Annotated in this window: 13 protein-coding genes and 1 pseudogene; 2 read left to right on the forward strand and 12 right to left on the reverse strand. The window is 75.1% G+C overall.

Annotated elements, in window-relative coordinates:
* Positions 1–857 (reverse strand): PCRF domain-containing protein (locus ACFE60_RS14365; RefSeq protein ID WP_375389549.1); only part of this gene is annotated, 857 nt, incomplete at its 3' end.
* 58 nt (positions 858–915) lie between these two features.
* On the opposite strand from ACFE60_RS14365, the gene ACFE60_RS14370 reads away from it, so the two are divergent.
* Positions 916–2205, forward strand: coding sequence for an MFS transporter (locus ACFE60_RS14370; RefSeq protein WP_375389550.1), 1290 nt, complete (start codon positions 916–918; stop codon positions 2203–2205).
* Here ACFE60_RS14370 and ACFE60_RS14375 read toward each other — a convergent pair.
* Genes ACFE60_RS14375 through ACFE60_RS14400 form a run of 6 tightly spaced genes read right to left on the reverse strand, consistent with a single transcriptional unit; the run spans position 2168 to position 5109 of the window.
* On the reverse strand, positions 2168–2596 hold the full coding sequence (locus ACFE60_RS14375) for a hypothetical protein (RefSeq protein WP_375389551.1): 429 nt from the start codon (positions 2594–2596) through the stop codon (positions 2168–2170). The two genes, ACFE60_RS14370 and ACFE60_RS14375, sit on opposite strands and share 38 nt — an antisense overlap.
* Positions 2593–3042 carry a hypothetical protein gene (locus ACFE60_RS14380; protein ID WP_375389552.1) on the reverse strand — a complete coding sequence of 150 codons (450 nt, stop codon included), beginning with the start codon at positions 3040–3042 and terminating at the stop codon, positions 2593–2595. Before ACFE60_RS14380 ends, ACFE60_RS14375 begins: the two co-directional genes overlap by 4 nt.
* Entirely contained in the window at positions 3017–3400 is a 384-nt protein-coding gene (locus ACFE60_RS14385; RefSeq protein WP_375389553.1) for a TadE/TadG family type IV pilus assembly protein, read from the reverse strand. Before ACFE60_RS14385 ends, ACFE60_RS14380 begins: the two co-directional genes overlap by 26 nt.
* Positions 3397–3585 carry a hypothetical protein gene (locus ACFE60_RS14390; RefSeq protein WP_375389554.1) on the reverse strand — a complete coding sequence of 63 codons (189 nt, stop codon included), beginning with the start codon at positions 3583–3585 and terminating at the stop codon, positions 3397–3399. The genes ACFE60_RS14385 and ACFE60_RS14390 overlap by 4 nt, the downstream gene beginning before the upstream one ends.
* Positions 3586–3641: 56 nt before the next feature.
* Entirely contained in the window at positions 3642–4532 is an 891-nt protein-coding gene (locus ACFE60_RS14395; protein WP_375389555.1) for a bacteriorhodopsin, read from the reverse strand.
* Positions 4533–4551: 19 nt separating this feature from the next.
* Complete coding sequence (locus ACFE60_RS14400) at positions 4552–5109, reverse strand: hypothetical protein (protein ID WP_375389556.1); 558 nt, start codon at positions 5107–5109, stop codon at positions 4552–4554.
* Positions 5110–5360: 251 nt separating this feature from the next.
* Between ACFE60_RS14400 and ACFE60_RS14405 the strand changes: the two genes are divergently transcribed.
* Entirely contained in the window at positions 5361–6713 is a 1353-nt protein-coding gene (locus ACFE60_RS14405; RefSeq protein WP_375389557.1) for a protein kinase, read from the forward strand.
* A gap of 4 nt (positions 6714–6717) precedes the next feature.
* Here the strand turns inward: ACFE60_RS14405 and ACFE60_RS14410 are convergent, their stop codons facing one another.
* The 5 genes and pseudogenes from ACFE60_RS14410 to ACFE60_RS14430 form a co-directional block, all read right to left on the reverse strand.
* Positions 6718–7185: an AAA family ATPase gene (locus ACFE60_RS14410; protein ID WP_375389558.1), complete on the reverse strand. Its 468-nt coding sequence runs from the start codon at positions 7183–7185 to the stop codon at positions 6718–6720.
* A 15-nt stretch (positions 7186–7200) separates the two neighbouring features.
* The gene (locus tag ACFE60_RS14415) at positions 7201–8142 is read right to left on the reverse strand and encodes a type II secretion system F family protein (protein WP_375389559.1); all 942 of its coding nucleotides are present in this window, start codon (positions 8140–8142) and stop codon (positions 7201–7203) included.
* Entirely contained in the window at positions 8130–8993 is an 864-nt protein-coding gene (locus ACFE60_RS14420) for a type II secretion system F family protein (protein WP_375389560.1), read from the reverse strand. Before ACFE60_RS14420 ends, ACFE60_RS14415 begins: the two co-directional genes overlap by 13 nt.
* On the reverse strand, positions 8990–10219 hold the full coding sequence (locus ACFE60_RS14425; RefSeq protein WP_375389561.1) for a CpaF family protein: 1230 nt from the start codon (positions 10217–10219) through the stop codon (positions 8990–8992). Before ACFE60_RS14425 ends, ACFE60_RS14420 begins: the two co-directional genes overlap by 4 nt.
* Positions 10220–10271: 52 nt before the next feature.
* Positions 10272–10558, reverse strand: a pseudogene (locus ACFE60_RS14430) (hypothetical protein); the annotation flags it as partial.

The raw sequence follows: 10558 nt of genomic DNA on the forward strand, positions 1-10558 counted from the left end.
CGGTTCTGGATCTGGCTCTTCTCGTTCTGCATCGAGACGACGAGGCCGGTCGGCAGGTGGGTGATCCGCACCGCGGAGTCGGTCGTGTTGACGCTCTGCCCGCCGGGGCCGGAGGACCGGAACACGTCGACGCGGATGTCGCTCTCCGGCACCTCGATCTCGCCGGACTCCTCGAGCAGCGGGATGACCTCCACCGCCGCGAAGCTCGTCTGCCGCTTGCCGGCCGAGTTGAACGGACTCATCCGCACGAGGCGGTGCGTGCCGGCTTCGACGGACAGGGTGCCGAAGGCGTACGGGGCGTCGACCTCGAACGTGGCGGACTTGATGCCCGCCTCCTCCGCGTAGGAGGTGTCCATGACCGTCGCCGTGAACCGGTGCTGCTCCGCCCACCGCAGGTACATCCGCAGCAGCATCTCGGCGAAGTCGGCGGCGTCGACCCCGCCGGCGCCGGCGCGGATGGTGACGACGGCGGGCAGCGGGTCGTACTCGCCGTTCAGCAGCGTCTGCACCTCCAGCTCGCCGACGGCGCCCTCGAGCGCGACGAGCTCCGCCTCCGCCTCCGCGGCGGAGTCCGCGGCCTGCGCCTCGTCGTCCTCCATGTTCACGAGCTCGATCAGCACCTCGAGGTCGTCGAGGCGGGAGCCGACCCCGGTGACCCTCGCCAGCTGCGCCTGCGCGTGGCTCAGCTCGCTCGTCACCTTCTGCGCCGCATCCGGGTCGTCCCAGAGGTCCGGCGCGGAGGCGCGCGCCTCGAGGTCGACGATCCGGGCGCGCAGGCCGTCGACGTCGACGACCGCGACGACGTCGCCGAGCGTGGAGCGGAGCGCTGCGATGCGCGGGGCGAGGTCGAGTTGCATGGCCCGGCAATGGTAGTCGGCCGGGCGCCGCAGCCCACGGGCGTAGCGTGAGGGCGAGATGACGACCCCGCAGCCGACCTTCCGACTCGGCTCCGTCGCAGGACCCGTCTACCTGCCCGGTCTGCTGTTCTCCATCGGCGAGGGCGCGATCATCCCGGTGATCCCGGTCGACGCCGCGCGGCTCGGCGGCTCGCTCGCCCTCGCCGGCTTCATCTCGGCGCTGATCATGGTCGGCACCCTGATCGGCGACATCCCCAGCGGCTGGATCGTCGCCCGGGTCGGCGAGCGCGCCGCGATGATCGGGTCGGCGGCGGCCGCGCTGCTCGGCCTCGTGCTCTGCCTGCTGGCCACCGTGCCGGCGGTGCTCGCGGTCGGCGTGCTGCTGATCGGCGTCGCGACCGCCTCGTTCGCGCTCGCGCGCCAGGCGTTCATGACGACGTTCGTGCCGCGGTCGCACCGCGCGCGGGCGCTGTCCCTGCTGGGCGGCATGTTCCGGGCCGGGTACTTCGTCGGCCCCTTCCTCGCGGCGCTCGTCATCGGGCTGACCGGCAGCACGCGCAGCGTGTTCCTGATCCACGCGGTGGCCTGCGTCGTCGTCGCGATCCTGCTGCTCGTGCTGCCGGACCCCTCCGCCGCGCTCGCCGAGCGCCGCTTCGCGTCGGCGGAGCGGGAGGGGCTGGTCGCGACGCTGCGGCGGCACCGCCCGGTGCTGGCGCGGATGGGCTTCGTCGCGGCGCTGATCGGCGGGCTGCGGTCCAGCCGCGCGGTGATCCTGCCGCTCGCGGGCGTGAGCCTCGGCATGCAGGAGAGCAGCATCGCGCTGGTCGTCGGGGTGGCAGGCGGGGTCGACCTCGCGCTGTTCTTCACCAGCGGGCAGATCATGGACCACTTCGGACGGCTGTGGAGCGCGCTGCCCTCCATGGTCGGGCTCGGGCTCGGGCACCTCGCGCTCGCCGTCGTGGTCGGCCTGGCGGCGACGATCGGGTCGCCGCACGCGGTCGCGTGGTTCATCGCGGTGGCGATCGGGATGTCGATCGCGAACGGCGTCGGCAGCGGGATCCTGATGACCTTCGGGGCCGACCTCGCACCGCGGAACGACCCCGCGCCGTTCCTCGGCGCCTACCGCTTCACCGGCGACGCGGGCAACGCGGCCGCGCCGCTCGCCCTCTCCGGCCTCACCGCCGTCGCGTCCCTGCCGCTCGCGGCGGCCGTCGTCGGGGTGGTCGGCCTGCTGGGCGCCGGGCTGCTCGGGCGGTGGGTGCCGCGGTTCATCCCGCGGCCGCAGCGTCCGCACGGCCGGGGGCCGTCGTTCAACGGAAGCGGGCCGCGGCCGTCGACTCGACCGTGACGACCACGCCGTCCGGAAGGAACGCACCGACCAGCGGCGGCCGCCACGTGCCGCGCACCACGACCGTCGCGCTGCGGCCGTCGTCCGTGCCGGCCGCGACGATCGCGACCTGACGCACGCCGGTCGGGCCCGCCTCCGCGACGTAGGCGTCCGCCGCGGCCCGCACGGCGCCCGCGGTCAGCGTGGGGATCACCTCGTCGCCCCGCACGGCGACGTCGGCGACCCGGAACGACTCCGCGGCGGCGAGCGCGGCGCCGTCCGCGACGGACAGCAGTCGCAGGCGGTCGAGATGCAGGCTCGTCGCTCCCGCCGCGACCGTGATGAACGCGAGCGCGATCGCGAACAGGCCGACGATCAGCGGGACCGCCGCGCCCTCCTCCCGGCGGCTCACGGCCGCGCCGCGAACATCGACACGCGCTGCAGCGCGGTCGCGTCGACCGCGATCGTGCCGGGGGCGTCCAGGGCGATCGCCGGCGGCAGCAGCGGCAGCGCCGCGGCGACGCGGACGTGCACGGCGACGCTGCCGCGCGGTGCGACGCAGTCGCCCGGCTCGGGTGCGCAGACGACCTCGACCGCGGTCGCGCCGGGCTCGATGCGCCAGTCGGCGAGCGCGACCTCGACGGCGGCGCCGGCGGCCCGCCGCCCGTCGGCGTCCGTGGCGGCGAGCGCGATCGTCCTCGCCGCCTGCCGGGCGGCGCCCTCCGCGGCGAAGGCGGCGCCCTGCAGCGCGGCGACGGTCAGCACGAGGTACACCAGCGGCACGAGCAGCAGCACGCCGAGCACGAGCACCTCGACGGGGGCCGACCCGTCGTCACGGCTCCGGCTCGAGCGCCGCATGCCCCGTCACCTCGATCGCGGCTGGCGGCCCGACGAGCCCGATCACCGGCAGCGGGATCGCGGCGCGCACCTGGGTCGCGGGCTGGTCCTGCCACACGGTCCGGGTGGCGGTGACGCCGGTCGCGTAGGCCGGCCCGAGGCTGTCGGTGAGCACCTGCTGCGCGCGCGCCACCCCGTCGGCGTCCGTGTTCCCGACGATCGCCGCCCAGCGGGCGCCCTCGGCGACGGCGTCGAGCGCGGTGTTGCGGACCAGCAGCACCGCGCCGAGCTGCAGCACCCCCAGCACCAGCGCGAGGAGCAGCACCGTGCAGAGCACGAACTCGGCGGCCGCGCTGCCGCGCTCCGCCTCCCGGATCACAGCCCCGAGACGCTCTGGATCGCCTGGTCGAACAGCCCGGTGAGCGCCGGGCCCGCCACGCCCCAGAGCAGCACGACGAGGCCCGCCGTCATCATCGTGACGAGCACCCACCCGGGGACGTCGCCGCGCTCGGCGTCGTCGGCGGCGGTCGGCGCGGTGTTCGCGGCGGTGCGCAGCGGCTTCATGCCCGCCAGTGTGCAGACTCCCCCGACCGGCCGTCGGAAGTTGTCCACAGGCCGGGTCACTCCTGCTGCAGCGGGATCGGCGGCTCGAAGTCGGGATCGATCTGCTGCTCCGCCTCGACCCACACCGCGTCGGCCTGCGGGCGGCGGGGCCGCGGCTGGGCCGGCTCGGCCTCGTCGTCGGCACGGGAGCGGAGCACGGCGGTGCGGTGCAGGAGGCTGCCGAAGCCGATCTTGGCGACGGTGTCGGCGACGCAGAGCACGAGCTGACCGGTGACCGCCCAGGCGCCGCCCGCGGTGATGCCCTGCAGCCCGTACACGACCGGGTAGGCGAGCCACGTGACGAGCAGCACGACGACCGCGGACTGGTAGGAGGGCCGGGCGGCCACCGGCAGCCGGGGAGCCGTGCGACGGAAGGTCGAGAGCACCAGCGCGTAGAGCCCCACGAAGCAGGCCGCGCCGACCGCGCCCGCGACGGCCAGCGCGGTGAAGTCCCGGCCGTCGGCGATGACGACGGCGCCGAGGTAGCCGCTGAGCGGCATGCCGAGCGCCAGCGCTACGCCGAGGACCCGGGCGCGCCGGTCGTCGGACCCCGCGACGCGGCTGACGGCGAGCAGCTCGGCGACGAGCAGCGGCACCGTGACGAACCAGTCCATGTAGCGCACCGACCAGGCGAGCTGCGCCGCCGCGTTCGGCACCCAGCTGCCGTCGCGCTGGTCGTACCCGACGAGGAACGCGACGACGAGCGCGAGGTAGGACGCGGCGGCGAGCGCGACGACGGCGTTCGCCGTCAGGCTGACGCTGCGGTGCACGCCGTGGGACTCGGTGGTCGTGAGGCGAGCGCGGATCAGCGTGGACGACAGGGCGAGCAGCGTGGTGACCAGCCCGAACAGGATGAGGCTGCGCTCCGGCGACGTCAGCACCGCCGTCCACGGCGGATCGACGATCACGGCGCGGCCGTCCTCGCGCTCACGGCTCGTCGGACGCCGCGAACCAGCGCTCCCGCCGGTGGTTCCACTCCGCCGGGAGGCCGACCCGCTTCATCTCGCGGAACGCGGTGCTCGAGAGCCGCACGCTCGCCTCCGGGTCGATCCGGCGCAGCGCCCCGACCAGCTCCAGCTCGAGGCCCAGCACCGCGACGTGGAGGGACTCGTCGTCCGGGAGGCGCAGGATGGAGTACACGACCGAGGTGGCCCGCCGGCCGCGCGACATCCGCACCGACCCGACGAAGCCGCGACCGATCATCGAGCGGGACCGGACCCGGATGCCGGTGTCGGCCTGCATCTCGATGTAGAACCCGCCGTACTCGACGCCGCCGGGGCTGCGCGGCAGGCCCAGCTCGCGGACCAGACCCACGGCGGCCCGCTCGGCGCCGGTGTGCACCTCCGCGGTCAACCGGCCGAGACCCGCCTCGAGCCCCGGCGGCGGCACCCGCGCCGCACGGCCGACGACGGACACCGCGATGGCCACCCCCGCCCCGGCGCTCACCGCGCACGTGACGATGAGCACCACCACGAGCGCGGTCATGATCAGTCGTAGACGGGTGTCGACCGGATCCGGTCGGTTCGCAGGATCCGCATGCGAGCATCGTGCTCTTCCGACGCCGTCCTGTCACGCGTGCGGGCCGCGGATGCGGCTCGGCACGACGATGCACGTCCGCCATGCGGGCATTCCGTGCACCACTGGCCCGAGGGCCGGCACCGGTCCTATCGTGGCGAGCACCAACTCGAGCGCGGCGCGATCGGATGGACTCGCGTCCCCGTGGCGAACGGATGGGGATGTCCGCTGTCCAGACCGGCCAGGTGCCGATCCCGGCCGCGCTGCCGGATCGCTACCGCATCGGCCGTCTGCTCGGTGCCGGGGGGATGGCCTCGGTGTACGAGGCGCACGACTCCCTGCTCGATCGCCAGGTCGCGGTCAAGGTGTTCCGGGCGCGGGCGGTCGTGCAGGCCGACGTGCTCACCCAGCAGGCCGAGGCCCACCTCGTCGCGTCGCTGAACCACCACGCGCTGACCACCCTGTTCGATGCCGGCGTGGACACCACGGATCCGCGGCGGCCGCAGATCTACCTCGTCATGGAGTACATCCCCGGCTCGGACCTCAGGAGCCGGCTGCGCCGGGGGCGCCTCTCCGTCCCGCAGGTGTGCTGGCTCGGGCTCGATCTCGCCGAGGGGCTGGACTACGTCCACGAGGCCGGGTTCATCCACCACGACATCAAGCCGGCGAACGTGCTGCTCGCCGACCGCCGTGCGGACACGCGCATCCGCGGGAAGCTGACCGACTTCGGGATCGCCTCCCTCGCCGGAGCGCCGGACCTGACCGAGTTCACCACCGGCACCGCCGCCTACCTCAGCCCCGAGCAGGTCCAGGGGGAGGTCGCCGTCCCCCAGTCGGACACCTACTCGCTGGGCCTGGTGCTGCTCGAGGCCGTCTCCGGCGCCGTCGCCTACCCGGGCGGCATCGAGGAGTCCGCGTTCGCCCGGCTCGACCGCCAGCCCGACATCCCGCCCTGGATCCCCACCCGGCTAGCGACGGTCCTCGGCGCCATGACGGCGCTGCGGGTGACGGACCGGCCGAGCCTCAAGCAGGTCGCGGCCGAGTTCCAGGCGATGGTGTCGGAGGAGTCGACCGAGCAGCGACCGGGCGCCCTGCCGGTCTCGCAGCGGTTCGACGTGCTGGAGGCGCCGTCCGACCCGGCGTTCGAGGTCGTCACCCGGCTGGCGCGCAACATCTTGAAGGCGCCCATCGCCTTCGTGGCGATCGTCGACGGCGACCGCGTGGTGCTGAGGAGCAGGACGGGGATCGACGTCGGCGAGGTCCCCCGCGGTGGCGCCTCCTGGTCCACCGTCGACCCCGGCCGCATGCGGGCATGGACGGTCCGGGACGCGCATCTCGACGAGCGCATCCGGCACGACGCGCTCGTCGTCGGCGAGCCGTACCTCCGCTCGTTCGCTGCGGCGTCCCTGGTCGCCCACGACGGGGCGCGCCTCGGATCGCTGTGCGTGCTCGACACGCGCCCGCGCGAGTTCCAGCCGCGCGACCTCGACAACCTGGCCGATCTCGCGGGGATGATCGTGCGCGAGCTGGAGCTGCGGCGGTCCAGCAGGCGGGCCCTGTTCGAGCACGAGTGACGGCCTACCCGGCGACCTCCTCGACGATCGCGACCAGCGCGGCCACCACGTCCGCCGGGTCCCCCGAGGTGTCCACCACGTGCGTCGCCATCGCCCGGAGACGCGGCTCGACCTCGGCGGTGTCCTCCGCGACCTGCGCGCGGTCCCCCTCCGCGGCGCCGAACTCACCGGGGAGGCGGTCGTGGAGGCGCCGGACCAGCACCTCGACCGGCGCGGTGAGCAGCACCACGGCGTCGAACCGGTGCGCCCAGCTGCCCTGGTTCGCGACCGTGCCGAGCAGGATCAGCGGCCCGGTCCTCGGCCGGTCGAGCGCCTCGTCGATCCGCTCGGGCCGCCAGAGCGGCTCCCCGTCGACCCGCTCGATCCAGCCGGGTCCGTCGGTGTCGACGGTCTCGAAGCCGGCACCCGCGAGCCCCGCGAGCGCCGTCGACTTCCCGGCACCGGACATGCCGGTGATGAGGACGACGGCCATCGTCCGATCCTGCCCCTAGAGCCCGGTCTGCAGCACGAAGAGGCCGGGCCAGACCGCGAATGCGACGGTGACCGGGAGGATCAGGAAGACGAGCGGGACCATCATCCCGATCTCCTTCCTGCCAGCGGACTCGAGCAGGTCGCGGCGGGCGTGCTCCCGCGCGTCGGCCGCCTGCACCCGCAGCACCTCGGCGAGCGGCGACCCGCGCTCGAGCGCGCCGACGACGTGCGTCAGGGCGCGCGTCAGCGTCGGGATGCGCAGCTCGTCCCCGACCCGGGACAGCGCAGCGGGCAGCGGCACGCCGACCGCGGTCTCGTCGACGACGCGCCGCAGCAGGCCGGAGAGCACGCCGGAACCGACCCGGGCGACCCGGCGCAGCGCGTCGTGCACCCCCTCCCCCGCGCTCAGGCTGAGGGCGAGGAACTCGAGCACGGTCGGCAGCTCGCTCTCGATGCGCGCCGCGCGGCGACGTCCCTCCTCGACGAGCAGCCGGTCCCGCAGCAGCGGCCCGAGCATCGCCCCGACGACCGGGCCGGCGACGAGCGCGGCCGGGCTGCCCCGCGTAGCCGCCAGAGCGCCGAGGCCGGCGCCGGCCGCGCCGCCCGCGACGGCCCAGAGCAGCTGCCGGAGGCGGTAGCCCTCGACCGTCCACGAGCGACCCGCCCGCGCGAGCCGGACCACAGCGCCGCCGCTCGTGCCGAGCAGGCCCCCGAACGCTCGCTGGAAGAGGTCGAGCGCCGGCGCCGCGACCACGCCGAGCACCGGCAGCGGGTCGGCGTCGGGCGGCCGGACGAGCCGGCGCGCCTCCGGCGAGACGTCGAGCAGGTACGGCGCCAGCCGGGACGCCAGCCGGGGCCGCCCGAGCGCGGGCAGCCGCGCGGTCACGCTCCACAGCCCGATCCCGCCCGTCAGGCCCAGCGCCACCGCCAGCCACAGCTGCGGCGTCACCGGAACCACCGGCGGTCGTCGGGGAGGCGGCCGATCGCGAGCATCACGCGGTAGGCCAGCAGGGTGACGAAGGCGGCCGCGACGAGCAGGACGGTCCCGGTCGTCGTCGCGTAGGCGGCCGCCGCCTCCGGCCGGCTCGCGAGCAGCGCGAGCACGATCCACGGCGCCGCCAGGCCGAGCTTGCCGGCGTTGGTCACCCAGCTCTGCCGCGCCTCCACCTCCGCGCGCAGGGCCAGGTCCTGGCGGAGGTGCGCGGCGAGGTCCCGCAGCACCGTCGGCAGCTCGGTGCCACCGACCTCCCGCGCCATCCGCAGCACCTCGATGAGCCGGTCCGCGGTCGGGTCCGCGAGGTGCTCCTTGAGGTCGTCCAGCGCCGGGCCCACCGTGCCGGTGCGCCGCCAGCGGCCGGCGAACCGGCGGAACGCGGGGCGCAGCGCCACCGGACCGGTGTCGGCGAGCGCGGCGATCGCGTCCGGCAGCGGCATGCCGGCCCGGATCGCGGCGACCAGGTGGTCGACGACCTCCGGCCAGAGGCCGCGCGCGGCGCGCAGGCGGGTCCGCGCGCGGTGGCCGGCCAGCAGCCACGGCGTGCAGGCGCTCACGGCGAACGCCAGCCCGGCCGCCGCGGCGAGCCCCGTGCCGGCCACGACGACGGCCGCCACGACCAGACCCAGCACGACGGACACCGCGACGAAGACGCCGGGCGCCATCCGCGGGAAGCCCGCGCGGCCGAGCCGCTCCTCCACGGTCCCCGCCCAGGAGCGGGCGGACCGCGGACGGGAGGCGCCGCGCGGCCAGATCCACGGCGAGGCGACGAGTAGCAGGCCTGCGCCGCCGAGCGCCCCGCACAGGGTGATCACGCCGCCGACCGCACGACCCGGGCCGGATCGAGCCCGGCGGCGAGGAACTTCTCCTGCTTCGGCGGCAGGCCCCCGGTCGCCCGCAGCACGCCGCCCTCGGTGACGAACAGCCGGGTCGCCTCGATCACGCCGCCCTCCGCCGCGGGGGCGCTGAGCGAGCCCGTCGGCGCCAGGATCTCCCTCACCCGACGGCGCCCGCCGTGCTGCAGCTCGCAGTGCACCACCAGGTCGACCGCGGACGCGACGGTGGGCACGACGAACGACCCGTCGATGTTCCGGCCGGCGAGCAGCGGCAGCGTGCACAGCTTCACGAGCGCGTCCCGCGCGGAGTTCGCGTGGATGCTGCAGGCACCGGGCACGCCGCTGTTGAGCGCGATGAGCAGGTCGAGCGCCTCCGCCTCGCGCACCTCCCCGACGACCAGCCGGTCTGGCCGCATCCGCAGCGCCTCCTTGATCAGCCGCCGCAGCGTGATCTCCCCGGTGCCCTCGAGGCTCGGCTGACGGCACTGCAGCGCGACCGCGTCCCTGCCTGGTAGCCGCAGCTCGAAGGTCTCCTCGACGGTGACGACCCGATCGGTCGGCCGGCCCGCGTCGAGCAGCGCGTTCAGCATCGTCGTCTTGCCCGCCTGCGTCGCCCCGGACACCAGCACGTTCAGGCCGGCGAGCATCGCGGAGCTCAGGAAGTCGGCGGCCGCGGCCGGCAGCGACCCCAGTCCGACGAGCGCGTCGAGCGTCGTGATCCGGTCGGAGAACTTGCGGATGTTGACCGCCCAGTGCCGTCGCGTCACGTCCGGGATCACGACGTGGAGGCGGGAGCCGTCCGGCAGGGAGGCGTCCACGAACGGCGACGCCAGATCGACGCGCCTGCCGCTGGCGACGAGCATCCGCTCGACGAGGTCGCGCACCTCCTGCTCCCCCAGCACGATCGGCGTCAGCTCGGGCACCCCGCTCCGGGCGACGAACACCCGGGTGGGCGCGTTGATCCACACCTCCTCGATCGACGGGTCGTCGAGGAGCGGCTGCAGCGGCCCGAACCCGGTGAGGTCGGCGACCACCTCCCGCTCCGCCCGACCCTCGTCGGCGATCCTCGGCACGTCCGCCGCGAACGCGTGCTCGGCGTACCGCTGCAGCTCCTCCCGCACGGCCGCCTGCGGCGTGCCGCCGAGGGTGCCGCGCCGCGCCCGCGTGCGCACGGACTCGGCGATCACCCGCACCGGATCGGTCATGGCCGCCAGTGTGCCGAGCGCGGGCAGACCGCGTCGGCCGTTGTCCACAGGGTCAGAACGGGCAGTCGTCCGGGTCGATCAGCTCGGGCGGGATGGGTGTGGGCTCGAGGGGGTCGTGTGGGCGGGTGACGTACTTGTTCCCGGACCGGGCGGTCCACACGGCTGTGCGGTCCTTCAGCAGCGCGACGTCCGCCTCCTCCGCAGTCTTCACGCCGTGATGTCGCCGGGAGAGCAGCATGAGGTTCTCGATCGCGGTCTCGCCCTGCTCGTTGTGCAGGCGGAACGACCGGGTGTGGTCGGCGTCGGTCTGGTCGGGGCCGCGGGGGCAGGCGGGTCCGC

The sequence above is a fragment of the uncultured Amnibacterium sp. genome (assembly GCF_964245895.1).
GTDB lineage: Bacteria > Actinomycetota > Actinomycetes > Actinomycetales > Microbacteriaceae > Amnibacterium.

Excerpts from the sequence above, each read along its gene's own strand:
- ACFE60_RS14380 (WP_375389552.1), bottom strand. The coding sequence starts at position 3,042 with ATGCGGCGCTCGAGCCGGAGCCGTGACGACGGGTCGGCCCCCGTCGAG.
- ACFE60_RS14410 (WP_375389558.1), bottom strand. The coding sequence starts at position 7,185 with ATGGCCGTCGTCCTCATCACCGGCATGTCCGGTGCCGGGAAGTCGACG.
- ACFE60_RS14425 (WP_375389561.1), bottom strand. The coding sequence starts at position 10,219 with ATGACCGATCCGGTGCGGGTGATCGCCGAGTCCGTGCGCACGCGGGCG.
- ACFE60_RS14400 (WP_375389556.1), bottom strand. The coding sequence starts at position 5,109 with ATGACCGCGCTCGTGGTGGTGCTCATCGTCACGTGCGCGGTGAGCGCC.
- ACFE60_RS14390 (WP_375389554.1), bottom strand. The coding sequence starts at position 3,585 with ATGAAGCCGCTGCGCACCGCCGCGAACACCGCGCCGACCGCCGCCGAC.
- ACFE60_RS14370 (WP_375389550.1), top strand. The coding sequence starts at position 916 with ATGACGACCCCGCAGCCGACCTTCCGACTCGGCTCCGTCGCAGGACCC.
- ACFE60_RS14405 (WP_375389557.1), top strand. The coding sequence starts at position 5,361 with ATGTCCGCTGTCCAGACCGGCCAGGTGCCGATCCCGGCCGCGCTGCCG.